Annotated in this window: 20 protein-coding genes; 14 read left to right on the forward strand and 6 right to left on the reverse strand. The window is 72.8% G+C overall.

Annotated features, from left to right (window positions below; translation table 11 throughout):
* The first annotated feature begins 45 nt into the window (after positions 1 to 45).
* The 8 genes from AC3AGO_RS27110 (at position 46) to AC3AGO_RS27145 (ending at position 8714) form a co-directional block, all read left to right on the forward strand.
* Positions 46 to 798, forward strand: a complete 753-nt coding sequence (locus AC3AGO_RS27110; protein WP_487824841.1) for an amino acid ABC transporter ATP-binding protein — start codon at positions 46 to 48, stop codon at positions 796 to 798.
* Between the two features lie 49 nt (positions 799 to 847).
* Positions 848 to 1822, forward strand: coding sequence for an ABC transporter substrate-binding protein (locus AC3AGO_RS27115; protein WP_487822850.1), 975 nt, complete (start codon positions 848 to 850; stop codon positions 1820 to 1822).
* A 10-nt stretch (positions 1823 to 1832) separates the two neighbouring features.
* A complete protein-coding gene (locus AC3AGO_RS27120; RefSeq protein WP_487822851.1) occupies positions 1833 to 2846 on the forward strand; it encodes an LLM class flavin-dependent oxidoreductase in 1014 nt (337 codons plus the stop codon).
* The gene (locus AC3AGO_RS27125) at positions 2843 to 4150 is read left to right on the forward strand and encodes an LLM class flavin-dependent oxidoreductase (protein ID WP_487822852.1); all 1308 of its coding nucleotides are present in this window, start codon (positions 2843 to 2845) and stop codon (positions 4148 to 4150) included. The genes AC3AGO_RS27120 and AC3AGO_RS27125 overlap by 4 nt, the downstream gene beginning before the upstream one ends.
* Before the next feature lie 10 nt (positions 4151 to 4160).
* Positions 4161 to 5012 carry a DUF1684 domain-containing protein gene (locus tag AC3AGO_RS27130; RefSeq protein ID WP_487822853.1) on the forward strand — a complete coding sequence of 284 codons (852 nt, stop codon included), beginning with the start codon at positions 4161 to 4163 and terminating at the stop codon, positions 5010 to 5012.
* 206 nt (positions 5013 to 5218) lie between these two features.
* Complete coding sequence (locus tag AC3AGO_RS27135; protein ID WP_487822854.1) at positions 5219 to 6127, forward strand: S1 family peptidase; 909 nt, start codon at positions 5219 to 5221, stop codon at positions 6125 to 6127.
* A gap of 209 nt (positions 6128 to 6336) precedes the next feature.
* A complete protein-coding gene (locus tag AC3AGO_RS27140; RefSeq protein WP_487824842.1) occupies positions 6337 to 7311 on the forward strand; it encodes a slipin family protein in 975 nt (324 codons plus the stop codon).
* 326 nt (positions 7312 to 7637) lie between these two features.
* On the forward strand, positions 7638 to 8714 hold the full coding sequence (locus AC3AGO_RS27145) for a S1 family peptidase (RefSeq protein ID WP_487822855.1): 1077 nt from the start codon (positions 7638 to 7640) through the stop codon (positions 8712 to 8714).
* Between the two features lie 433 nt (positions 8715 to 9147).
* Here AC3AGO_RS27145 and AC3AGO_RS27150 read toward each other — a convergent pair whose 3' ends face one another.
* The 3 genes from AC3AGO_RS27150 to AC3AGO_RS27160 all read right to left on the reverse strand — a co-directional run bounded on the left by AC3AGO_RS27150 (position 9148) and on the right by AC3AGO_RS27160 (position 12386).
* Positions 9148 to 10179, reverse strand: coding sequence for an aspartate-semialdehyde dehydrogenase (locus tag AC3AGO_RS27150; protein WP_487822856.1), 1032 nt, complete (start codon positions 10177 to 10179; stop codon positions 9148 to 9150).
* Between the two features lie 170 nt (positions 10180 to 10349).
* Complete coding sequence (locus AC3AGO_RS27155; RefSeq protein ID WP_487822857.1) at positions 10350 to 11669, reverse strand: MFS transporter; 1320 nt, start codon at positions 11667 to 11669, stop codon at positions 10350 to 10352.
* A gap of 81 nt (positions 11670 to 11750) precedes the next feature.
* Entirely contained in the window at positions 11751 to 12386 is a 636-nt protein-coding gene (locus AC3AGO_RS27160) for an NAD(P)-dependent oxidoreductase (RefSeq protein ID WP_487822858.1), read from the reverse strand.
* 155 nt (positions 12387 to 12541) lie between these two features.
* Here AC3AGO_RS27160 and AC3AGO_RS27165 point away from each other — a divergent pair, with 155 nt between their 5' ends.
* From AC3AGO_RS27165 to AC3AGO_RS27175, 3 genes are all read left to right on the forward strand, one after another.
* Complete coding sequence (locus AC3AGO_RS27165) at positions 12542 to 13474, forward strand: helix-turn-helix transcriptional regulator (protein ID WP_487822859.1); 933 nt, start codon at positions 12542 to 12544, stop codon at positions 13472 to 13474.
* Positions 13475 to 13582: 108 nt separating this feature from the next.
* Positions 13583 to 14035, forward strand: coding sequence for an N-acetyltransferase family protein (locus AC3AGO_RS27170; RefSeq protein WP_487822860.1), 453 nt, complete (start codon positions 13583 to 13585; stop codon positions 14033 to 14035).
* A 70-nt stretch (positions 14036 to 14105) separates the two neighbouring features.
* Entirely contained in the window at positions 14106 to 14888 is a 783-nt protein-coding gene (locus tag AC3AGO_RS27175) for a methyltransferase domain-containing protein (protein WP_487822861.1), read from the forward strand.
* A 121-nt stretch (positions 14889 to 15009) separates the two neighbouring features.
* On the opposite strand, the gene AC3AGO_RS27180 is transcribed toward AC3AGO_RS27175, so the two are convergent.
* The 3 genes from AC3AGO_RS27180 to AC3AGO_RS27190 all read right to left on the reverse strand — a co-directional run bounded on the left by AC3AGO_RS27180 (position 15010) and on the right by AC3AGO_RS27190 (position 17449).
* Positions 15010 to 15588, reverse strand: a complete 579-nt coding sequence (locus tag AC3AGO_RS27180) for an HXXEE domain-containing protein (protein ID WP_487822862.1) — start codon at positions 15586 to 15588, stop codon at positions 15010 to 15012.
* Between the two features lie 75 nt (positions 15589 to 15663).
* Positions 15664 to 16542: a hypothetical protein gene (locus AC3AGO_RS27185; RefSeq protein ID WP_487822863.1), complete on the reverse strand. Its 879-nt coding sequence runs from the start codon at positions 16540 to 16542 to the stop codon at positions 15664 to 15666.
* Between the two features lie 43 nt (positions 16543 to 16585).
* The gene (locus tag AC3AGO_RS27190) at positions 16586 to 17449 is read right to left on the reverse strand and encodes a peptidoglycan recognition protein family protein (RefSeq protein WP_487822864.1); all 864 of its coding nucleotides are present in this window, start codon (positions 17447 to 17449) and stop codon (positions 16586 to 16588) included.
* Positions 17450 to 17764: 315 nt separating this feature from the next.
* On the opposite strand from AC3AGO_RS27190, the gene AC3AGO_RS27195 reads away from it, so the two are divergent.
* The 3 genes from AC3AGO_RS27195 to AC3AGO_RS27205 all read left to right on the forward strand — a co-directional run bounded on the left by AC3AGO_RS27195 (position 17765) and on the right by AC3AGO_RS27205 (position 23691).
* Positions 17765 to 18748: an ArsR/SmtB family transcription factor gene (locus AC3AGO_RS27195; protein ID WP_487822865.1), complete on the forward strand. Its 984-nt coding sequence runs from the start codon at positions 17765 to 17767 to the stop codon at positions 18746 to 18748.
* A 465-nt stretch (positions 18749 to 19213) separates the two neighbouring features.
* Entirely contained in the window at positions 19214 to 22672 is a 3459-nt protein-coding gene (locus tag AC3AGO_RS27200; protein ID WP_487822866.1) for a DNA polymerase III subunit alpha, read from the forward strand.
* On the forward strand, positions 22669 to 23691 hold the full coding sequence (locus AC3AGO_RS27205; RefSeq protein WP_487822867.1) for a DNA polymerase Y family protein: 1023 nt from the start codon (positions 22669 to 22671) through the stop codon (positions 23689 to 23691). Before AC3AGO_RS27200 ends, AC3AGO_RS27205 begins: the two co-directional genes overlap by 4 nt.
* Positions 23692 to 23700: the final 9 nt, after the last annotated feature.

The raw sequence follows: 23700 nt of genomic DNA on the forward strand, positions 1-23700 counted from the left end.
GCCACCCGCCCCGCCGGGGAAGAGACCACCGGCGATACGGCCGCCATGGTCGAACTCCGCGCCGTACACAAGAGCTTCGGCCCGCAGGAGGTGCTGCGCGGCGTGGACCTCGACGTCCGGGCCGGCGACGTCACCGTCGTCCTCGGGCCCTCCGGCTCCGGCAAGTCCACCCTGCTGCGCACCATCAACCACCTGGAGAAGGTCGACAGCGGTCTGGTCAGCGTCGACGGCGCGCTCGTCGGCTACCGCAGGTCCGGCGACAAGCTGTACGAACTGCGCGAGCGCGAAGTGCTCAAGCAGCGCACCCGGATCGGCTTCGTCTTCCAGAACTTCCACCTCTTCCCGCACCTCACCGTCCTCGACAACATCACCGAGGCCCCGGTGTCAGCGCTGCGCCGCCCGAAGAAGGAGGCGGTGGAGAGCGCGCGGCGGCTGCTGGAACGGGTCGGGCTCCAGGACAAGGAGGACGCCTACCCCAAGCAGCTGTCCGGCGGCCAGCAGCAGCGGGTCGCCATCGCCCGCGCGCTCGCCGTCGAACCGAAGCTGCTGCTCTTCGACGAGCCGACCTCGGCCCTCGACCCCGAACTCGTCGGCGAGGTACTGGACGTCATCAAGGATCTCGCCCGGCAGGGCACCACGATGATCGTCGTCACCCACGAGATCGGCTTCGCCCGCGAGGTCGCCGACACGGTCGTCTTCATGGACGACGGACGCGTCGTCGAGCAGGGCCCGCCCGCGGCCGTCCTGGACGCGCCGCAGCACGAGCGCACCAAGGCCTTCCTCGCCAAGGTCCTCTGACACCCCCTCACCTGCACACGATCACGCACCCACGCACAGGAGCAGCGACGTGAACCGCACCACCACCGCCGTGACCGGCACCACCACCGCCGTCCTCGGAGCCCTGCTGCTCTCCGCCTGCGGCAGCGGAGGCACCGGCGCCGTCGAGGCCGCCGGCGCGGGCGGAAAGAAGCAGAACATCAACGTCAGCCCGCAGCAGCACCGGATACGCGGGGAGAAGGACCCGAAGCTCGCCGCGCAGGTGCCGGAGGAGATCCGCAGACGGGGCACCCTCACCGTCGGCGTGGACGCCGACGGCTCGCCGCCGCTGACCTTCCGCGCCAGCGACGACAAGACGCTGATCGGCATCGAGTCCGACCTGGCGACGCTGTTCGCCGACCACCTGGGCCTGAAGCCGCAGTTCAAGCCGTCCTCCTGGGAGAACATCTTCGTCGGCCTGGACAGCGGAAAGCTCGACACGGCGCTCTCCAACATCACGGTCACCGAGGAGCGCAAGCAGAAGTACGACTTCGCCACCTACCGGCTCGACGAGATCGCGTTCGAGGCGAAGAAGGGCAGGGGGCTGCACATCAAGGGTCCGGAGGACGTGGCGGGCAAGCGGATCGCCGTCTCTTCCGGCACCAACCAGGAGAAGATCCTTGTCGACTGGAGCAAGGAGAACGAGAAGGCGGGCCGCAAGCCCGTCGACATCCGCTACTTCCAGCGCTCCTCGGACTACTACCTGGCGCTTCAATCGGGCCGTATCGACGCCTACTTGGGCCCCAACCCCACCGCTCGATACCACGTCTCGACATCGGGCCAGACCGAGATCGTCGGCACCCTCTCCGGCGGCGACACCCTCCAGGGCAAGATCGCCGCGACCACCAAAAGGGACAGTGGCCTGGTCAAGGCCCTCCAGGGCGCGATCGACGCGTCCATCGAGGACGGTACGTACGCGAAGGTGCTCAAGCGCTGGCACTTGAAGGGCGAGGCCGTACCGAAGTCCGAAATCAACCCGGCAGGGCTGCCGGAGCTCAAGAGCTGAGGACGGGACCATGACACAGACAGACGGCCGTACGGTGTTCCTCTCCGCGGCCCTCGACCTGCCGGACGGCTACGGAGCCGGCCGGTACTCCGCCGACCCGTACCTGCATCTCGCCCGGCTCGCGGAGCGCGGCGGGCTCGACTTCGTGACGCTCGGCGACTCGTTCGCCGGGCCCGGCGCCGACGCGCTCGGCACCCTCGCCCGGCTCGCGCCCGAGACCCGGCACATCGGCCTCGTGCCCACCGTGACGACCACGCACACCGAGCCGTTCCACGTCTCGTCCGCGCTCGCGACCCTCGACTGGGCGAGCCGCGGCCGCGCCGGCTGGGCGGTCGACGTCTCCCGTACGGAGGCGGAGGCCGCCCTCTTCGGGCGCAAACCGGCCGCGCCCGCCGGGGAGTTGTGGCGGGAGGCGGGGGAGGTCGCCGACGTCGTCACCCGGCTGTGGGACAGCTGGGAGGACGGCGCGGAGATCCGCGACGAGCCGACAGGGCGCTTCATCGACCGCGACAAGCTGCACTATGTCGACTTCGCGGGCGAGCACTTCAGCGTGCGCGGCCCCGCCATCGTGCCCCGGCCGCCGCAGGGACGCCCGGTGGTCGTCGTCGACGCCACGGAGCCGGAGCCGCGCGGGACCGTGGTGCGGTACGCGGACGTCGCCCTCGTACGGGCCGACGACCCCGTCACCGCGCGGGCGCTCCGCGAGGAGCTGCGGGCACGGCGCCCCGGGCTCGTCGTCGTGGCGTCGCTGCCCGTCGAACTCGACGTGTCCGGCGACGCGGTGGGCCTCGCCGACCTGATCGCCGACTGGGCGGCGGAGGACGCGGCCGACGGCTTCCACCTGCGGCCCGCCGATCCGGGGGACGTGCTCGCGCAGCTCACCGGGGTCACGGTGCCGCTGCTGCGCAAGCGGGGGCTGCGGCCCGCCCCGTACCCGAGCGGCAGCACGCTCCGGGCGCACCTGGGGCTCGACCGCCCCGAAAGCCGTTACGCACTCACCGGGGAGGAACGGAGCGCATCATGAGCGACGCCACATCACGCAGGACGAGCCGGTCGCGCAAGCAAGTCCACTTGGCGGCCCACTTCCCGGGCGTCAACAGCACGACCGTCTGGACCGATCCGCGGTCGGGCAGCCAGATCGACTTCGGTTCGTTCGAGCACCTGGCCCGCACCGCCGAACGCGGCCTCTTCGACTTCTTCTTCCTCGCGGAGGGGCTGCGGCTGCGCGAACACAAGGGCCGCATCCACGACTTGGACGTCGTCGGCCGCCCCGAGGCGCTCACCGTGCTCAGCGCCCTCGCCGGCGTCACCCGTCATCTGGGCCTGGCCGGCACGGTGAACGCCACCTTCAACGAGCCGTACGAACTCGCCCGCCGGCTCTCCTCCCTCGACCACCTCTCCGCGGGCCGCGCCGCATGGAACGTGGTCACCTCCTCCGACGCGTTCACGGGCGAGAACTTCCGGCGCGGCGGCTTCCTGGACCGCGCGGACCGCTACACCAGGGCCGCGGAGTTCGTGTCGCTCGCGCGGGAGCTGTGGGACTCGTGGCCGGAGGGGGAGCCGGGCCCGCGCCCGTTCTCGTACCGCGGCGAACACTTCGACGTGGCAGGGGAGTTCTCCCTGCCGCGGTCGCCGCAGGGCCGGCCCGTCGTCATCCAGGCCGGCGACTCGGACGAGGGACGGGAGTTCGCGGCGTCAACGGCCGACGTCGTCTTCACCCGGCACAGCGGACTCCAGGCGGGCCGGGACTTCTTCGCGGACGTGAAGCGCCGCCTCGGTCCTTACGGGCGCGACCCCGACTCCCTGAAGATCATGCCGGGGGCGACCTTCGTCCTCGGCGACACCCCGGCCGAGGCGCAGGAGCGCGCGGCGGACATCCGGCGGCGCCAGGTCACCCCGCAGAACGCGATCGTCGCGCTGGAGCAGGTGTGGGGCGTCGACCTCTCCTCGTACGACCCCGACGGGCCGCTGCCGACGGTCGACCCGGAACCGGACTCCGGGCTCGCCCAGGGCCGGGTCCGGCACGCCGACCCGCTCGCCGTCGCCGCCAAGTGGCGGGCGCTGTCCGAGGAGAAGGGGCTGTCCATCCGCGAGACGGTGATCGAGACGACGGGCCGGCAGTCCTTCATCGGCACGCCCGAGTCGGTCGCCGCGGAGATCGACGAGTTCGTGCAGACGGACGCGGCGGACGGCTTCATCCTGGTGCCCCATCTGACGCCGGGCGGCCTCGACGAGTTCGTCGACCGGGTCGTCCCGTTGCTCCAGGAGCGGGGCAGCTTCCGCACGGCGTACGAGGGCAGCACGCTCCGCGGGCACCTGGGGATCTAAGTTGATCACCATGACGACGGATGCACAGGACGGACGGGACGCACAGAACACTCCGGAGACGAGCGCGGCGGCGCGGCACGCGTGGGAGCAGTGGCACACGCGGCGGACGACGGAGGCGGCCGCCCCCTACGGGCCGCTCTCGGTGACCGCCACGCTCTGGCTCGCCGACGCCGACGACGGGCGGCTGCCCGGACTGCCGGGACAGTGGACCGACCCGGGGGACGGCGACGGCGTGCTGCTGCGGGGCTCCGTCGCCGACGGGATCGCCGTCGACGGCGAACTCCTCGCGGGCGAGGTGCGGCTCGGCCCGGACACCGGCCCGCCCGAGCGGTCCCGGGTCTCGTACGGGGAGCGCCGGCTGGTGCTGATGCACCGCGAGGGCCAGTGGGCGGTCCGCGTGTTCGACCCCGGTGCGGCGGCGCGGCGCGCCTTCGCGGCGATCGAGACCTTCCCGTACGCCCCGGAGTGGGTGCGCGCGGGAGAGTTCCGCCCCTACGGGACGGGGGAGCGCAGCGTACGGGTCGGCAACGCGGACGGGGTGCGGCGCGGGCTGGGGCTGGCGGGCGAACTGGCCTTCGCCGGGCCCGACGGCGCGGAGCACACCCTCCAGGTGACGCAGTATCAGGACGGCGGGCTGTGGGCGGTCCTGGCGGACGGCACCAGCGGGCGGACCAGCTACCGCTTCCGTTTTCTGTACACCCCGGCCCCGGAGCCGGAAACCGGCGCGGTCACCGTGGACTTCAACCGTACGGTGCTGCCGCCGTGCGCCTTCACGGACCACTTCCTGTGCCCGTTCCCGCCGCCGGGCAACACCCTGCCCTTCGAAGTCCCGGCGGGCGAGCGGGAGTTGGCGGAGCGCTGAGACGGTGCCGAGAGAGCCCTGAGCGGCCCTGAGGGTCCCTGAGGGGGTCTCAGGGGGCCTTCAGGGGTGCGCCGACGGCCCGTCCGGTTTCCGGACGGGCCGTTCCGATAGTCCAAAACACGCCCTTGCCAGTCCCGAATATCCCTGCAAATACTCCGTGCAGCGTTTGTCAGGAGCACGCTCCTACATCACATCCTGGAGGACAAGTGGGGATCAAGCGCTCAATATCCGGCAGCACCACCCGCCGCAGACGCAATGCGTTCCTCGCCGCCGCGTCCGGTCTCGCCGTGGCGGGCGCGCTGCTGGCACCGGCCTCGGCGACCGCGGACACCACCCCCGGCTTCACCGCGTCCGAGCTCAAGGCCGTCGGCGACTCCGTGCGGTCGGCGGACGTACCCGGCACGGCCTGGTACACCGACACGAAGACGGACCGCCTCGTCGTCACGGCCGACAGCACCGTCTCGCAGGCCGAGGTGGCCAAGCTGCGCGACGCCGCGGGCGACGACGCCGCGGCACTCAAGGTGCAGCGCACCCCCGGCAAGTTCAGCAAGCTGCTCTCCGGCGGCGACGCCATCTACGCGCAGGCCGGCTGGCGCTGCTCGGCCGGCTTCAACGTGCGCAGCGGCACCACGTACTACTTCATCACCGCGGGCCACTGCACCGACGGCGCGGGCAACTGGTACACCAACTCCGCGAAGACCACGCTCATCGGCCCGACCGCCGGCTCCAGCTTCCCCGGCAACGACTACGGCCTGGTGAAGTACGGCAACTCCTCGCTCACGCACCCCGGAACCGTCGGCAGCATCGACATCACCAGGGCGGCCGACCCCACCGTCGGCCAGACCGTCACCCGTAAGGGCAGCACCACCGGCACCCACAGCGGCAAGGTCACCGCCCTGAACGCCTCCGTCAACTACGGCAACGGCGACATCGTCAACGGTCTGATCCAGACCACCGTCTGCGCCGAGCCCGGCGACAGCGGCGGCCCGCTCTACTCCGGCAGCACCGCGCACGGTCTGACCTCGGGCGGCAGCGGCAACTGCAGCAGCGGCGGAACGACCTTCTTCCAGCCCGCCGTCGAGGCCCTGAACGCCTACGGCGTCAGCGTCTACTGACCGGCGGTTCTGTACGCAGCCCGGCCTGTACGAACCTCGCCCCCGTGTCCGCGCACCGGCACGGGGGCGAGGCCCTTCCGGCGGACCCGCCCGACGGGGAGGAACGGCCCGCCCGGTGCGTGAGCACGACTCTCGACCGGGCCCCCGCGCAGAGCTACCGTTGAAGACATCACTCCCTGAATGCCGGAATTGAGCGGCAGGAGGCCATGATGGTCGTGGAGCTGGTGGTGGCGGTGCTCTCGGGCGGTGCGCTCTATGCGGTGGCCGCGGCCCGGGTGGTGAGGCAGTACGAGAAAGGGCTCGTCTTCCGGCTCGGCCGGCTCCGCCCCGGCCTGCGAGAACCGGGCTTCACGATGATCATTCCCGCGGTCGACCGGCTGCAGAAGGTCAATATGCAGATCGTGACCCTGCCGGTGCCCGCGCAGGAGGGCATCACCCGGGACAACGTCACGGTCCGGGTCGACGCGGTGGTGTACTTCAAGGTCGCGCACCCCGCTGACGCGATCATCCGGGTCGAGGACTACCGCTTCGCGGTCTCCCAGATGGCACAGACCTCCCTGCGCTCCATCATCGGCAAGAGCGAACTGGACGATCTGCTCTCCAACAGGGAAAAGCTCAACCAGGGCCTCGAGTTGATGATCGACAGCCCGGCCGTGGAGTGGGGCGTCACCGTCGACCGTGTAGAGATCAAGGACGTCTCCCTGCCGGAGACCATGAAGCGTTCGATGGCGCGGCAGGCCGAGGCGCAGCGCGACCGGCGGGCCCGGGTCATCAACGCCGACGCCGAACTGGAGGCGTCGAAGAAGCTGTCCGAGGCGGCCGAGCAGATGTCGCAGCAGCCGGCGGCGCTCCAGCTGCGGCTGCTGCAGACGGTGGCGGCGGTGGCCACGGAGAAGAACTCCACGCTGGTGCTGCCCTTCCCGGTGGAGCTGCTGCGGTTCCTGGAGGGGCCCCGCCCGGAGGAAGCCGCCGGCCGGCAGCAGGCGCCCGCGCGGAAGTCCGAGGTGAGCGTGCCCAATCCGAGCGCCGACGTCCAGGAGCTCGTGGAGAAGGAAAAAGCGGAGAACGAGATAAAACCGGATGAAACGGTGGACCCGGAACGGCTTGTGAAGCCGGCTGAACTCGGCGAAACGCCCGTAACGACCGAGGCGTTGTTCAAGAGCCTGCCGGAATCCGACACCTGAGGGGCGGTTACCGGACAACTTCCGCCCGGCGCACGGCACACAGAGTGCCGTGCGCCTCTGTGTGCACGGGGTGTCCGGATGCGGAGCCGACGTGCACGACTTTCGGTACGCCGGACCGTCAACTTCGCGGAACCGAACATTCCTCCGCCTGACGTGATCCGGCTCTTGTGCCTCCGGCGTCCTTCTCGCAATACTCAGCGGCGACAAGTTGGCATGGACGCGTCTTCAAGCCTGTCAGGCTGGGAAGAACAATCATGTCCGCATCCATTCCTCCGGGGCCGATTCCCCACAAATCGGACCCCAACCCCCCACTGGAGGTAGTCGAGTTGAGACACAAGCGCCACATATCCAAGGGTCGTGCCGCTCTCGCGGGCGCCGGAGTCGCCGCTCTCGTCGCCACGTCGCTGACCCTCACCCAGGCCAACGCCGCCGAGGACACCCCCACACTCAAGTCCCTCTCCGCCACCTCGGCCTCGCAGTTGGCGACCAAGCTGACTTCCGACGTGAAGGGCGACGCCGGCTCGTACTACGACGCCGCGGCGAAGAAGCTCGTCGTGAACGTGACCGACAAGTCGGCCGCGGAGAAGATCGAGGCGGCCGGCGCGGAAGCCCGGGTCGTCCAGCACACCCTCGGCCAACTCGCCAAGGCGAAAGACTCGTTCGGCGGCGCCGACCGTGTCGTGGGCACCGCGCGCGCCGTCGACCCGAAGACCAACAAGGTCGTCGTCACCGCGGACAGCACGGTCAAGGGCGCGAAGCTCGACCGGCTGAAGAAGCAGGTCGCCGCGCAGGGCGACAAGGCCGAACTGAAGCGCACCACCGGCAAGTACACCACCCGCATCGCGGGCGGCGACGCCATCTGGGGCTCCGGTTCACGCTGCTCGCTCGGCTTCAACGTCGACGTCGGCGGCAAGCCCGGCTTCATCACCGCGGGACACTGCACCAACTCGGTCGACAGCTGGTCCGACAAGCAGGGCGGCTCGGAGATCGCGAAGACGCAGGACGGCAGCTTCCCCGGCAACGACTACGGGCTGGCCCTCTACACGGGCGACACCCCGCACCCGAGCGAGGTCAACACCTACGGCGGCAGCCCGCAGAAGATCTCCGGTGCCGGTGCGGCGACCAAGGGCATGAAGGTCACCCGCAGCGGCAGCACCACCCAGGTGCACGACGGCACGGTCAAGGCGACCGGCGCGTCCGTCGAGTACCAGGAGGGCACGGTGGACGGTCTGATCCAGACCGACGTGTGCGCCGAGCCCGGCGACAGCGGTGGCGCGCTCTTCTCGGGCGACAAGGCGATCGGCCTCACCTCGGGCGGCAGCGGTGACTGCTCCGCCGGCGGCGAGACGTTCTTCCAGCCCGTCGACGAGGCCCTCCAGGCCTTCGGCGCGAAAATCGGCTGACGCCTGGTCGACACGCTAAACGGCGGGCCCACCCCACGGGGCGGGCCCGCCGTCCGTTTTCGCCCGCGCGGCTGCGACGGCGGCCGACCGTGCCGGCCCCGGCATCCCCTTCTCCACCGCCGCTGGCCGCGTGCCGCTGCGGCGGGAGGGACGCGCTTCCTTCTCCGCCGCGGTGGCGGGTGACCGCGCCGGGTCCGGTCGGCGGTGTGTGCGCGTCGCGCGCAATGCCCGTGGCCGCGCCGGGTGTTGATTCCGCCGGGCCTGTTTCGCGGGTGGTTGCGTGCCGCTGCGGCGGGAGGGGCGTCTGGGAGGGGGCCGGGGCGTGTCCCCGGAGAAACGGGTTAGGGCGGGGCCGGGGCTCCTCACCGGGGCGGGAACGTGAAAGGCCCCGGTCCACGTGGACCGGGGCCTTTCAGGGGTCAGCGGGGGGCGCTCACGCAGTGAGTTCCGCCGCGACGAGCTCCGCGATCTGTACGGCGTTGAGCGCCGCGCCCTTGCGGAGATTGTCGTTGGAGAGGAAGAGCGACAGCCCGTTCTCCACGGTCTCGTCGCCGCGAATGCGGCCCACGTAGCTGGCGTCCGCGCCCGCCGCCTGCTGCGGCGTCGGGATGTCGGACAGCTCGACGCCCGGCGCCCCCGCCAGCAGCTGCCGCGCGCGCTCCGGCGTGACCGGCCGCGCGAAGCGGGCGTTGACCTGCAGCGAGTGCCCGGTGAAGACCGGCACTCGGACGCACGTGCCGGAGACCTTCAGCTCCGGGATGTCCAGGATCTTGCGGCTCTCGTTGCGGAGCTTCTGCTCCTCGTCCGTCTCGTCGAGGCCGTCGTCGACGATGGAGCCCGCGAGCGGCAGCACGTTGAACGCGATCGGCCGCTTGAACTTGTTGCCCTCCGGGAAGTCCACCGCTCCGCCGTCGAAGGTCAGCCGCGACGCGTCGCTCTCGACCGCCTTGACGGCCTGCTCGTTGAGCTCGTCGACGCCGGCGAGACCGCTGCCCGAGACGGCCTGGTACGTGGAGACCACGAGGCTGGTCAGCTCCGCCTCGTCGTGCAGCGGCCGCAGCACCGGCATGGCCGCCATGGTGGTGCAGTTCGGGTTGGCGATGATGCCCTTGGGGCGGCGCTTCGCGGCGTCCGGGTTCACCTCGGAGACGACCAGCGGGACCTCCGGGTCCATGCGCCAGGCCGAGGAGTTGTCGATGACGACGGGGCCCTGTGCGGCGACCTTCTCGGCGAGCGCCTTCGAGGTGGCGCCGCCGGCGGAGAACAGGACGATGTCCAGGCCCGAGTAGTCGGCCTGCTCCGCGTCCTCGACGGTGATCTCGCCGTCCTGCCAGGGGAGGGTCCGCCCGGCGGAACGAGCGGAGGCGAACAGCCGCAGCTCGTCGACCGGGAACTTCCGCTCGGCCAGAATGCCGCGCATCACTCCGCCGACCTGGCCGGTGGCTCCAACGATCCCGATCTTCATGGGGCTCCTTCACAGTCTGTACGTCGTCCCGGGGGGCCTCTACCCTGCCCTGCCGCGTTTACGGTCGGCCACTTCTTTGACGTGGGTCACACCGGGTGATCGTCAGGGCAGACATCGGGGTCCGGGTCCCAGGATCTCATCCGGCGCCGCGGCCCCTCGCGCCGCGCGGTTCACCCCGTACGTTCCGCGGCGCGTACGTTCCGCCGCAGGGCCACCGGCAGCGTCGCGGCGATCAGCACCGCCGAGGCGAGGAACGCGCCGGGCAGGCCCAGCGGCTGGGACAGCAGGCCGAGCGCGAGGGCGCCCGCGCCGATGCCGCCGTCGTACGCCATGTTCCACGCGGTGCTCGCCAGGCCGTGGCCGCCGGGGCCCGCCGACCGGAACATCACCACGAGCGTCTCGTTCTGCAGCGCGCCGAAGCCCAGGCCGTAACAGGCGGCGCCGACGGCGGCGAACACGGCGGGTGACGTGCCGCCCGCCGCGGCGACGAAGCCGGTCATGCCGGCAGCGCACGCCGCGACCCCCGGTACGAGGAGTCGGCCGGCGCCGCGCCGGTCGCTCCACACGCCGGCGGCCCAGCGGCCGGCCACGCTCGCGGCCGACAGTACGAACAGCGCCGTCGGCGCGGCGCCGGGCGCGTCCAGCGCGAGCGGCAGGAACGAGGTGACGCCGCCTAGTGCGCATGCGGCGCACACTAGGAGCACCCACGGGGCGGCGAGTGGTCGCCAACGGGCTTGCGGCGTAGGGGCGTTGGGCGCAGGCGCGCCCTGGTCCCGGCCCGCCGCCTCGTACGTGGCCTCGTCCTGTGCGCTGGGGGGCTGCGGATCCGCTGTGGTGTGCGCAGTTCCCCGCGCCCCTTGTTGTGCGGGGCCCCCTCGCGGGGTCCTCATCGCCAGGACCAGTGGCGCGGCCAGCACGCACAGTGTGCCCGTCGCCAGGAAGACCGGGGTGAAGCCGATGTGTTCCGCGACCCATACGCCGGCGGGCAGCAGTGCCACCTGGGGGAGTCCGACGGCCACCCCGTACCAGCCGACGGCGCGGCCCCGCTGGTCCGCGGGTACCAGTTCGGCGACGAGCGCGCTGCCCGCCACCGCGACCACGCCGAAGCCGAGCCCGCGCACCGCGGACACCCCCAGCACCCACGCGGCGCCGGAGGAGAAGGCGTACGCGAAGGTCGGCAGCCCCAGCACGAGCGCGCCCAGCGCAAGCAGCCGGCGCAGGCTGAGATGCCGCAACAGCCGCCCCATGCACAGCTGTACGGCCACGGTCGTCCCCATGGTCACGCCCGTGGCGGCACCCGCGCCGCCGTTCCCGGCCCCGCCCTGCGCCGCCCACAGCGGCACAACGGACAGCAGGGGCGCGTAGTTGGCGAAGGTGCCGAGGGTGACGGCGAGCAGCAGCCGGAAGTCCCGCCCGCGGAGAGCGGATCGCGGCGCTGCCGCCGCTCCGTCCCGCGACTGCCGCCGGAGCCGTGCTGTGGAGAGGACCATGGCGGCTTTTCTAGGGGGCGGAAGGCCGTCCCGTCCAACGAGCCGCCCGGCCCCCGCCGTTGACGGGCCCCGCGGGGTCCGTCAGTACGCGACGGAGAAGCGGGCCCGCGGGTGGGCGTTCCGCTCCAGCTCGTCGACGAAGGCGACGGCGTAGTCCTCCGCGCTGATCCGGCTGTTGCCCTCCGCGTCCGTGAGGAGCGCGTCGCCGCCGAGCCGGAACGTACCGGTGCGCTCGCCGGGGCCGATCTCCGCCGCGGGGGAGAGGTACGTCCAGGCCGGCTCGTCCAGCGTGCGGTAGAAGTCGAGCACCGCGCGGTGCGCCAGCGCCTCGCCCTTGTACGCGTCGGGGAAGCCGGGGGTGTCGACCAGCGCCGTGCCGGGCGCCGCCTCCAGGCTGCCCGCGCCGCCGACCACGGCCAGCCGCCCGGCGCCGGAGGCCCGTACACCCTCCGCCAGCGCGCGGTTCACCGCCAGGAACGGGGCCTCCGTCGGTGAACCGTCGCGGGGCGGCGCGAGCGCGGACGCCACCACGTCGTACCCCGCGGCCAGCCGGGAGACGGTGCCCGCGTCGGAGGCGTCGCCCGCCACGGCGTGCACGCCGTCGGCCGGGGACTTGCCGGAGCGGCTGACGGCGGTGACCTCGTGGCCGCGCCCTGCCGCCTCCGCCGCGACGCGGCTTCCGATCATGCCGGTCGCGCCGAACAGAAGGATCTTCACGGTGTTTCCTCCACGTACCGAGAACGGGTGTTTTTCCGTCACCGCGCCGGAAGCGGCAAGCCGCAAAGGCTCACCATGTACTGCGCTGAGCTGCGGTGACGTTCTCCACGCTACGGCGCGGGCCGCGCATCGGCCCGGTACGCTGAGGACTCGTCATGGTGAAAAACCGACACGCTGCCGAGGTCGACGTCGAAGCAGGGGCCGACGCGTCCGCGATCCCCGAGATCGCCTTCACCCCGCCCGCCGGCACCCCCGCCGGAGTGGAGGTGCTGTCCCTCGCCACGCTCCGCTCGCGCGCCCCGGGCGGCGAGATGCCGCACGCCCCGCAGCGGCCCGGCTTCCACCACCTGATCGCCCTGGAGGCGGGCAGCCTCCGGCACACCCTCGACTTCACCGCGTACACGCTGCGCCCCGGCGACTGGCTGTGGGTGCGTCCGGGACAGGTGCAGCAGTGGGGCGGGCCGCTCGCGGCGGACGGCACGCTGGTGCTGTTCGAGCCCGGGTTCCTGGACGCGGAGACCGCCGCGGCCGCCCGGCTCGACGACCCGTGGGGCGGGCCTGCGCTCCAGCACCCCGACGGTGCGCGGGGTGCCGCGCTGGGCGCGGCGGTCGCCCAGTTGTCGGGCGAGTTCGCCGCGCCGGCCGTCCCGGAGCTGCCGCCGGCGACCCGTGTCGCGGTGCTGCGGCACCTGCTCGCCGCGCTGGTGCTGCGGCTCGCCGGACCGCCGCCCGCGCCGGGCGCGGGGCCGGGAACGGACGGCCCGTACGCGACGTATCTGCGCTTCCGCGCCGCCGTCGAACGGGACTTCGCCCGCACCCGCCGGGTCGAGGACTACGCCCGTACGCTCGGCTACTCGCCCCGTACCCTGGCGCGCGCCGCGCTCGCGGCGGAGCGGGTGGGCGCGAAGGAACTCATCGACCGGCGTGTGCTGTTGGAGGCGAAGCGGCTGCTGGCGCACGGTGCGCTGCCGGTGGCGGGCGTCGCCCGGCGGCTCGGCTTCCGGGACGCCGCGAACTTCTCCAAGTTCTTCGCGCAGCGCACCGGCAGCACCCCGGCGGCCTTCCGTACGTCGGTCCGCGGCGAGTGAGCACGAGAGCGCGGCGGAGAGTACGAAGCGGGGCGCCCACGCCGCTGAGCTGCGGCTGAGCCGCCCCGCCGCAGGGCCGGTACGCGTCTGCGACTACGGTTGCCGGTCATGAGCGAGTTGATCATCCGTACCGCGAAGCCCGAGGACTACGACGGCATCGTCGGCGTGGTCGACGAATGGTGGGGCCGCCCCGTCTCGTCGGCCCTGCACCGGCTTTTCCTGGACCACTTCTCCGGCACCAGCTTCGTCGCGGAGGCGGACGACGGCTCCCTCGCCGGCTTCGTGATCGGCTTCCTCTCGCCGTCCCAGCCGCATCTGGCGTACGTCCACTTCGCGGGGGTCGCCCCGGGGCGCCGCCGGGACGGGCTGGCCCGCGAGCTGTACGAGCGGTTCTTCGCGCTGGCCCGCGACGACGCCCGTACGCACGTCAAGGCGATCACCTCACCGGTCAACTCCCGTTCCATCGGCTTCCACCGCGCCATGGGCTTCTCCGTCAGCGACTCCGTCACCGACTACGACGGCCCCTCCCTCGACCGGGTCGTCTTCCAGCGCGCGCTCTGAGCGCGACGCGGGTCCGCGGCCCGCGGAAAACGACTTGTCGACCATCAGTCCCTCCCGTAGGCATGTGGGCATGTCACGTACTTTCGACGAGCTCGTCGCCGAGGCCGAGTCGGCCTCCGTGGACGGCTGGGACTTCTCCTGGCTGGACGGCCGGGCCACCGAGGAACGCCCCCGCTGGGGCTACCAGCGGCTGCTGACCGGACGGCTCGCGTCCGCGTCCGCCGCGCTCGACATCCAGACCGGCGGCGGTGAGGTCCTCGGCGGCGCGGCGGAGTCCGCGGAGCGGCTGCCGCGCGTGCTGGCCGCCACCGAGTCCTGGCCGCCGAACGCGGCAGTGGCCACGCGGCGGCTGCACCCGCTCGGCGCGGTGCTCGTCGAGGACGCCGACGAACCGCCGCTGCCGTTCGCCGGCGAGGCGTTCGACCTGGTGACGAGCCGGCATCCGGCGACGGTGTGGTGGTCGGAGATCGCCCGCGTCCTGCGGCCCGGGGGTACGTACTTCGCGCAGCACGTCGGCCCCGAGACCGTCTTCGAGCTCATCGAGTTCTTCCTCGGCCCGCTCCCCGACGAGAACCGGCGGGCGCGGCATCCGGACGTCGAGAGCGCCGCGGCCGAGGCCGCCGGGCTGGAGATCACCGACGTACGGACGGCGCGGCTGCGGATGGAGTTCCACGACATCGGCGCGGTCGTCTGGTTCCTCCGCAAGGTGGTCTGGACGCTCCCCGGCTTCACCGTCGAGGCGTACCGCGACCGGCTGCGCGATCTGCACGAACAGATCGAGGCGCAGGGCCCGTTCGTGGCCCACTCCGCCCGCTTCCTCATCGAGGCCCACAAGCCGGAACCTGCCGTCTGACCGAGGCCCGCAAGCCGGACCCGGCGGTCTGAGCCGCCCGCGCCTTCCCTTCCCGCCCCCGCTGCCGGTGATCCGGATGGATGACGAACGGGTGCGTCGGCCGCGTACAGCTGACGCGTCGTCACCCCGCTTGCCGTGCGGGGCTGTTGCCGCCGCGGGTGCGCACGCGCCGTGCCAGCGCGTGCGCACCGAACGTGGCCGCCGCGGCGAAGGCCAGCCCCTGCACGGTGTCGCGCGGCCGTACCGGAGTGGCCGTCCCGGCCTGCCGCAGCCGCCTGCGGGCCGACAGGGAGAAGGGAATGACCACCAGCGGCGAGGTGACGGAACCCGGTGTGTAGCCGCGGACGGCGGCGGCCTGCGCCATGTGCATCAGGCCGTGCAGGCCGAAGCCGTTGAGGGCTCCCTGGTAGAAGCCGGAGCGCCCGCCCGTACGGTGCCCGTCGGCCGCCGCCGCGGCGACCACCACTCCCATCAGGGCGACGGCCGTCGCGAACTCCCGCCCGTCGAGGGACTCCAGGCGCCGCCACACCCCGTCGGGCACCCGCGGCAGACGCTCCCGCAGCTCCGGCACCCGGCGGCGGGTCCAGGCGGGCACCGCGGCCACCTCCTCCGCGTCGTGCACGGCCCACGCGGCGAGCAGCCCCCACGTGACCCAGCCGCCGACCCGGCCGCCGTCCGGCACCTGCTTCTGCTTCGTCATGACTGCTTCTCCTCTGTCACGAAGGGGCAGTCTGCCAACAGGAGTTGACTGTGCGCAGCCGGTTCCTGAAGCGGGTCAGCGCTGCGGCACTCCGGGCAGGAGGGAGTCCGGGTTGTCGATGAAGATGTTTGTCATGAAGCCGTTGAACTGGGGGATGTGGGCCCAGAACGGGTTGCTGAAGCCCTCGGTGCTGACCATGTCGCCGCGCTGCTGGAAGTCGACGGTGACCTTCGTCGGTGCCGAAAGGGTGTGTACGACGGGCGAGTCGAGCTTCGGCTCGCTGTGGATCTGGACGTTCGTCCCCCACGTGCCGAACTCGTGCCCGCCCGGCTGCGGTCCGCCGGGGCCGGGCGGCTGGGGCGCCGGCTGCCCGCCGTCGACGGCCGCGGCCGTCTGCTGGAGCAGCTGCCGCGCCTCGCCCTCGGCCTGGTCGTACCGCTCCGGGTACGCGGAGCGCTGCACGCTCTGCGCCAGGTGGCCCGTCGACTGGCCCGGGTTCTCCCGGTCGGACTTGACCGCGCGGTCGAAGTACTGGTGCGCCGCGTAGTTCACGTCCAGTACCTGCTGCGGTGTGCCCCAGCCCTGTGACGGGCGCTGCTGGAACACGCCGAGGGAGTCGCTGTCGCCGTGGTTCAGATTCCGCATGCCCGACTCGACGATGCCCGTCTCGAACGCGGACAGCATCACCTTGTCGTTGACCTTCAGCTCCCGGCCCACCCGGTAAATGGTCTTGGCCGCTTCGAGGTCGTACGCCATCTTCTTCCCCGTTCCCCGCTGCTGCGTCTGTGCCTGTGTCTGCGCTTCTGTCCGTGTCTGCGCTGCTGTCTGTGCCTGCTGTTCTTCCGGCCCGCCCTGCGGCTGTGCCGGCTGCTGCTCGTCCTTGTTCTCTTCCTCGTCCGTGCCCAGGCGGGCCAGCTGCCGCTTGCCCCAGTCCCGGATCTCGTCGAAGGCCATGGGTTCTCCTCCGTCAGTACGGGTCACGTGCTGCCGGTACGGGTCAGCGCTGCGGCACTCCGGGCAGGAGCGAGTCCGGGTGGTCGATGAAGATGTTCGTCATGAAGCCGTTGAACTGGGGGAGATGAGCCCAGAACGGATTGCTGAAGCCGTTCGTGTTCACGAGGTCGCCGCGCTGCTGGAAGTCGACGGTGACCTTCGTCGGGGCCGTGAGGGTGTGTACGACGGGCGCGTCGAGCTTCGGCTCACTGCGGACGTGCACGTTCGTACCCCAGATGCCGAACTGGTGCCCGTCGGGCTGCGGTTGGCCCTGCCCCGGCTGCCCGGGGGCGGGCTGCTGCGGGGGCGGCTTCGGGCCCTCGCCCTTCAGGTGCTTGTCGACCTCCGCGCGGAATCCGTCCATGTCGCCCGGCCAGAACGCCGGGTCGCTCTTCCGGCTCGGCGCCCACTCCTTGTGCCCGAGCGCCCGCGACGCGGGCTGGTGCACGTGCTTCAGCAGCGCGGCCACGCCGCGCGGGTACGCGTCGAGCTGCTGCGGCGTCCAGTCGGCGCGGGTGCCCACCGACTCCGCCTCGATTCCGATCATGTAGTCGTTCGCGTCGTCCTTGGGCACGCTCTCCCAGGGGCCGCCCTCGCCCGCGTGCCAGGCCACCCCGGCGGCGATGACGATCCAGGTGCCGTCCCGCCCCAGGCCGAGCTGGGCCCGCGGCCCCGGCAGCGCCGAGTTGCCGTCCCGTACGACCTCCAGGCTCGGGTAGTTGCCCTCGGCGGCGCCCGCCGTGTGGTGCAGCATGACCCCGCGGATGTCGCCCATCTCGCCGTGGCCGCGCGTCTGCCAGCCGCCTTCCTCCTGTACGTGCAGACCGGCCTGCCGGAGCACGTCGGCCAGCCACGTCATGTTCGGCATGGTGCCTCCCCGTTGATGGTTCACTGCGCGGACCGCCGCGGTTCAGAGGCCTGTTGCTGTCCGGCCCCACACCCGGTCCGCTGTCCGTTCCCCCAGCGTGTCCGCAGCCCCATGCGGCGCGCCAACTCCTTAGATCCTGCTCGAAGTTGGCAGCTCACAGGGGTGTCAACGGGCCGGGTGGCCGGTCCTCGCCCCAGCGCTCTTGACAGTTCCGGAAGGCACTGCATCCTGTTGATCGTGAGGACGCGGAACGGGGGCGTCCTCTTCGACACGGGGGCGTCCCCTTCGACGGGGACGAGAACGGGGCACTGGCGCATGGCCATCCGTATCCATTTCGGCGCCGACGATCTGGCGCGCACCCAAGTGGCCGACGCACCGGATCCGTTGTGGGAGGTGCTGCTCAGCCTGCACGTCCTGCAGGGCAGAGAGGGGGCGCTCGTCTTCGGGCGGTGGCGGGAGCGCACCCTTCCGCAGCTCCCGGAGTCCGTCCGGCGGCTCTTCGCCCTCGCGCCGCCGCGCGGCTATTCGCCGGACTTCCTCACCCCCGCCGAGTCCGCCGGCGGACTGGACGCGGGCCTCGAAGCGCTGCTGCGCACGCCCCGCGAGCGGCTCCGCACCGACCTCGAACGGCTCGCCCTGAGCCGCCGCGTACCCCGGTGGGCGCGGGACACCGGGGCGGACGGCCTGAAGCAGCTGGCGTCCGCGATCCGTACGTACCACGCGCGGGCGCTGGCCCCGTACCGGACGAGCATCCGGAGCCATCTGGAGGCGGACCGTGCCGTACGGGCGCGGCGGGTGCTGAACGGTGGGGTGGAGGGCCTGCTCGCCGGCCTGCACCCCAAACTGCGCTGGAACAGCCACGTGCTGGAGGTGCGGGGCACTTCCGTGACGCGTGAACTCCGCCTGGACGGGCGCGGGTTGCGGCTGATCCCGTCCTTCTTCTGCTGGAAGTCGCCGCTCATGCTGCGGGATCCGGCCCTGCCGCCGGTGCTGGTCTATCCGGTCGAGCACCAGCCCGGCTGGGCCGAGCCGGAGCGGACCCCGCCGGTACGGTCGGGTGCGGGGCGGCACAGCCCCTGCGTCGCGCTGCTGGGCCGTACCCGCGCCGCGGCGCTGGAGGTCGTCGCCCTCGGCTGCACCACCTCGGAACTGGCGCGCCGCCTGGACATCGCCCCGGCCACCGCCACCCACCACACGGCGATCCTCCGCGAGGCCGGCCTGATCACCTCCCACCGCACAGGAGGCCAAGTCCACCACCAACTCGGCTCCCTGGGCGCGGCATTGCTCCGCGGCGAGTAGACCCGGGGCGGGGCGGTCTCCGCCTGCGCGGAACGCCCGCGGTCGGCCGACCGCGACGGGGCGCCCGTTCGGCGGTCCGGGCGCGCGGCGGCAGGGAGACGCGGCACCCCCGCCCCGTCGGTGCGCCGGTCGCGGAAGCCTTCCGGAGTCGAACGCCCCGACCCGCCGGGCGTCCGCCCTGCCCGAGCGGGCAGCACACGGCCGGCTGTCCCGGGCGGGTGTCCCCATGCCGGCGCCCACCCGCCTCCCTCGCGGCGTGAACGCCCTCGGCCCGTCGCGCCCCGCCGTCCGTCCCTCCCCGGCGGCCGAACACAATCGGCCACTCCGCGTCAGCAGGTCTGGGCGGCCGCCCAGGGGTCACCTGGGGAGATTCCGCGTTCGAACGAAAGTTCGATGGCTGGTTTAGAGTGGTGGCGCGGGGGCGGAATCAGCTGGGAGGCGCGGACGCGGCAGGAGGTGCGTGCGGTGTCGGAGTTTGTGCATCTGCACGTGGCCTCGGGGTTCTCGCTGCGGTACGGGGCCTCGCACCCCGAGGCCCTCGCGGAGCGGGCCGCCGAGCGCGGAATGGCGGCGGTCGCGCTGACCGACCGGGACACGCTCGCCGGCGCCGTACGGTTCGCGAAGGCGAGCGCGAGGGCCGGGGTGCGCCCTGTGTACGGGGTGGAACTGGCCGTGGGGGAGCAGGCGGCGGAGCGCACCGCGGTACGGCGCAGAAGAGCGCCGGTCAGGGGCGGGGCATTTGTCGACGAGTCGGCGCAGCGGGTCGTCTTCCTGGCCGGGAACGGGGCGGCGGGCTGGGCACAGCTGTGCCGGCTCGTCACCGCGGCACACGCGCACGGCGGTGAACGGCCGCTGCTCCCCTGGGAGGAGATGGCCGGCGCGTTCGGCGTCATCGTGCTGCTCGGCCCGGACTCCGACGTGGGCCGCGCGCTGGCCGCGGGCCGCCCCGACCGGGCGGCCCGGCTGCTGGGCCAGTGGCGGGAGGTGTACGGCGGCGCCCTGCGGCTGGAGGTCTCCGCCGCCGCGCCGCTGCGAGACGCTGCCCGGATGCTGGGGCTCGCCGCCGAGCAGGGGGCGAAGCCCGTACTGACGAACGCCGTGCGGTACGCCGACCCGGGCCAGGGCCCGGTCGCCGACGTGCTGGACGCGGCGCGCCGGCTCGTACCCGTCGACCCGCGGCGGGGCCTGGACGGCGGGGGGCGCTGGCTGAAGGGGGCCGACGGGATGGCGGCGGCCGCCGAGCGGATCGCGGAGGCCGCCGGATACCGCGGCGACACCGCGCACCGGCTGCTGACGCTGACCGCGGAGACCGCGGCGGCGTGCCGGGTCGACCCCGAGGACGACATCGGCATCGGCGACGTGCACTTCCCCGAGCCGCGCCTGGTCGGCGCCGGACAGCGCACCGCGGAACGGGTGCTGCGGTCGCGCTGCGCCGCGGCGATGGTCACGCGGCGGTACGAGCGCGACCGCGAGCGCTGGGAGCGGCTGGACGAGGAGCTGCGGATCATCGAACAGCTCGGCTTCTCCTCGTACTTCCTCACCGTCGCGCAGGTCGTCGAGGACACGAAGGCGCTCGGCATCCGGGTGGCCGCGCGCGGTTCGGGCGCCGGCTCCTTCGTGGCGCACCTGCTGGGCATCGCACAGGCCGACCCGGTGGCGCACGGGCTGCTGATGGAGCGGTTCCTCTCCCCGCGCCGGGGCGCGCTGCCCGACATCGACATCGACGTGGAGTCGGCCCGCCGCCTGGAGGTCTACCGCGCGATCTTCGAGCGCTTCGGCGAGGAGCGGGTCGCCACCGTCGCCATGCCGGAGACCTACCGGGTGCGGCACGCCGTACGGGACGTGGGCGCCGCCCTCGGCCTGGACCCGGACGAGGTGGGCCGCCTCGCCAAGGCGTTCCCGCACATCCGGGCCCGCGACGCGCGTACCGCGCTGGCCGAACTGCCCGAGCTGAAGGACGCGTTGAAGGACCTGGACGAGGAGGCGTACGGCACCCGCTTCTGGGATCTGGTCGAGGCGCTGGACGCGCTGCCGCGCGGCGTCGCCATGCACCCGTGCGGGGTGCTGCTCTCCGACGCCTCGCTGCTCGCCCGCACCCCGGCCGTGCCGACCAGCGGCGAGGGCTTCGCCATGTCGCAGTTCGACAAGGAGGACGTGGAGGACCTGGGACTGCTCAAGCTGGATGTGCTGGGCGTACGGATGCAGTCCGCGATGGCGCACGCGGTGACGGAGACCGAGCGGGCGACGGGTGAGCGGATCGACCTGGACGCGGTGCCGGACGGCGACCCGGAGACGTACGCGCTGATCCGCTCGGCGGAGACGCTCGGCTGCTTCCAGATCGAGTCGCCGGGCCAGCGCGACCTGATCGGGCGGCTCCAGCCGGAGACCTTCCACGACCTGGTCGTCGACATCTCGCTCTTCCGCCCCGGTCCTGTCGCCGCCGACATGGTGAAGCCGTTCATCGAGGCCCGGCACGGGCGGAAGGCGCCCCGCTATCCGCACCGGGACCTGGAGCCCGCGCTGCGCGACACGTACGGGGTGGTGGTCTTCCACGAGCAGATCATCGAGATCGTCTCGGTCATGACCGGCTGCGGACGGGCGCTCGCCGACGAGGCGCGGCGCGCGCTGTCGGATCCGGAGCGGCTGGGCCGGGTCCGGGCGTGGTTCGCGCAGGAGGCGGAACGCCTCGGGTACGAGGACGACGTCGTCGCCCGCACCTGGGAGATCGTGGAGGCGTTCGGCAGTTACGGATTCTGCAAGGCGCACGCCGTCGCGTTCGCCGTGCCGACGTACCAGTCGGCGTGGCTGAAAGCCCATCACCCGGCGGCGTTCTACGCGGGGTTGCTCGAACACGACCCGGGGATGTACCCGAAACGGCTGCTGCTCGCGGACGCGCGGCGGCGCGGAGTGCCGGTGCTGCCGCTGGAAGTGAACCGTTCGGGCACGTCCTACCGGATCGAACTGGAGTCCGAATCGGGGAAGTGGGGCCTCCGGCTCGCCCTGTCCGAGGTGCAGGGCATCAGCGCCGCGGACGCGGAACGGATCGCGGCCGGGCAGCCGTACGGTTCGCTCTCCGACCTCTGGCAGCGTGCCCGCCCGCCCCGCCCCGTCGCAGAAAACCTCGCGCAGGTCGGCGCGTTGGACGCGTTCGCACCCGGCGGCAACCGGCGCGATCTGCTGCTGCACATCGCCGAACTGCACCGCGCCGGACGCGGCGCGGGAGCCCGCGAGGGACAGCTGGCCCTGGGTGACGCCGCGCAGGTACGGGAGCAGGAGCCTGCCGGACTGCCCGACCTCAGCCGCGACGAACGGCTGGGCGCGGAGCTCGGCGTCCTCGGCATGGACGCGTCCCGGCACCTCATGGGCGATCACACCGCGTTTCTGCGGGAGTTGGGCGCGTACACCGCACGCCGGCTGCGGGACGCTGAACACGGGGCGACGGTGCTGGTCGCCGGCGCCAAGGCCGTGATCCAGACCCCGCCGGTCCGGTCCGGGCGGCGCGTCATCTTCACCACCCTCGACGACGGCACGGGCCTGGCCGACCTCGCCTTCTTCGACGACAGCCACGCCGCGTGCGCGCACACCGTCTTCCACTCCTGGCTGCTGCTGGTGCGGGGCACCGTCCAGCGGCGCGGCGCGCGCAGCCTCAGCGTGGTCGGCGAGGCGGCCTGGGACCTGGCCGAACTCGTCGAACTCCGGCGCACCGGCGGTCTGGACGCGGTCGCGGCCCGGCTCGCGGCACCCCCGGAGGCCCCGGCGGATCCGGAGCGTACGGAGGGCGGGGCGCCGCCGCAGCGCACCATCGAGGTGGCGAGCGGCTACGAGATGAACGCCTGGGCCGACCTGCGCCCCGCGGGGGAGTCCGCAGGATCGCCGCAGGCCGTGCGGAAACTGTGGCACTCCAGCCCGGGGAGCGCGGGATGAGCGGCGGCCGCCTCCGGGCCACCGGTGCGCCGGACGGTGAACTGCGGGTGCTGTACGTGCACTTCGGGAACCGCACGGAGGAGGAGTACGCCGCGCTGCTCGCGCTGCTCACCGACGTGACGCCCGTCGTACAGGCCCTGCCGCCCGACGCCGCGTACGCCGATGTCCGCGGCGCGCTGCGCTACTTCGGGCAGGACGCGGCGGAGCTGGCGTCGATGGTGCGCTGCCGGGTGCTCCTGCACCACGGCACCGACTGCACCGTCGGCGTGGCCGCCAACCGGCTGCTGGCCCGGATGGCCGCGCAGGCCGGGCCGCCCGGCGGGGTGCGGGTGGTGCGGCCGGGGGAGACCGCGGACTTCCTCGACCGCCGTCCCGCGGCGGCCCTGGACGGCGTCGGCCCGCGGACCGCCCGCACCCTGTGCTCGTACGGGCTGGACAGCGTCGGCCGGATCGCCGCCGCGCCGCCCGCGACACTGCAGCGCATCCTCGGCGCGCGCGCCGGACGGCGGGTGTACGAGCGGGCCCGCGGCATCGACCCGACGCCTGTCACCGCCGGTGTGCCGGAGCCCGCGGCGAGCGCGGAGTACCGCTTCGGGAGGGACGAACTCGACCCGGAACAGCGGCGCCGTGCGCTGCTCACCCTCGCGGACGAACTGGGCCTGGGGATGCGCGCCGACGGCCGGGTGGCCCGCACGGTGAGCCTCACCGTGCGGTACGCGGGACGGGACAGGAGCGCGGACACGACCCGTACCCGCACGCTGGCCGAACCGACCGCGCATACCCCCGCGCTGGCGGCCGCCGCGTACGCGCTGCACGACGCGCTCGGGCTGCAGCGGGCCCGGGTGCGGGCCGTCGTCCTGCGCGCGGAACAGCTGACGGAGGCCGGACGGGCCGCCCGCCAGCTGTCCTTCGACGTACGGGAGGAGAAGGCCCGCCGCGCGGAGGCGGCGGCGGACCGGGCACGGGCCCGGTTCGGCGCGGGGGCCGTCCGTCCGGCGGGGCTGCTCGACGCCGCGTGACTGTGCCGC

This window comes from Streptomyces sp. BL1, assembly GCF_057628045.1.

Bases quoted from the DNA above. Each gene is read 5' to 3' on its own strand.
- AC3AGO_RS27110 (WP_487824841.1), top strand. From the start codon at position 46: ATGGTCGAACTCCGCGCCGTACACAAGAGCTTCGGCCCGCAGGAGGTG.
- AC3AGO_RS27120 (WP_487822851.1), top strand. From the start codon at position 1,833: ATGACACAGACAGACGGCCGTACGGTGTTCCTCTCCGCGGCCCTCGAC.
- AC3AGO_RS27125 (WP_487822852.1), top strand. From the start codon at position 2,843: ATGAGCGACGCCACATCACGCAGGACGAGCCGGTCGCGCAAGCAAGTC.
- AC3AGO_RS27130 (WP_487822853.1), top strand. From the start codon at position 4,161: ATGACGACGGATGCACAGGACGGACGGGACGCACAGAACACTCCGGAG.
- AC3AGO_RS27140 (WP_487824842.1), top strand. From the start codon at position 6,337: ATGGTCGTGGAGCTGGTGGTGGCGGTGCTCTCGGGCGGTGCGCTCTAT.
- AC3AGO_RS27150 (WP_487822856.1), bottom strand. From the start codon at position 10,179: ATGAAGATCGGGATCGTTGGAGCCACCGGCCAGGTCGGCGGAGTGATG.
- AC3AGO_RS27155 (WP_487822857.1), bottom strand. From the start codon at position 11,669: ATGGTCCTCTCCACAGCACGGCTCCGGCGGCAGTCGCGGGACGGAGCG.
- AC3AGO_RS27165 (WP_487822859.1), top strand. From the start codon at position 12,542: ATGGTGAAAAACCGACACGCTGCCGAGGTCGACGTCGAAGCAGGGGCC.
- AC3AGO_RS27170 (WP_487822860.1), top strand. From the start codon at position 13,583: ATGAGCGAGTTGATCATCCGTACCGCGAAGCCCGAGGACTACGACGGC.
- AC3AGO_RS27175 (WP_487822861.1), top strand. From the start codon at position 14,106: ATGTCACGTACTTTCGACGAGCTCGTCGCCGAGGCCGAGTCGGCCTCC.
- AC3AGO_RS27180 (WP_487822862.1), bottom strand. From the start codon at position 15,588: ATGACGAAGCAGAAGCAGGTGCCGGACGGCGGCCGGGTCGGCGGCTGG.
- AC3AGO_RS27185 (WP_487822863.1), bottom strand. From the start codon at position 16,542: ATGGCCTTCGACGAGATCCGGGACTGGGGCAAGCGGCAGCTGGCCCGC.
- AC3AGO_RS27190 (WP_487822864.1), bottom strand. From the start codon at position 17,449: ATGCCGAACATGACGTGGCTGGCCGACGTGCTCCGGCAGGCCGGTCTG.
- AC3AGO_RS27195 (WP_487822865.1), top strand. From the start codon at position 17,765: ATGGCCATCCGTATCCATTTCGGCGCCGACGATCTGGCGCGCACCCAA.
- AC3AGO_RS27205 (WP_487822867.1), top strand. From the start codon at position 22,669: ATGAGCGGCGGCCGCCTCCGGGCCACCGGTGCGCCGGACGGTGAACTG.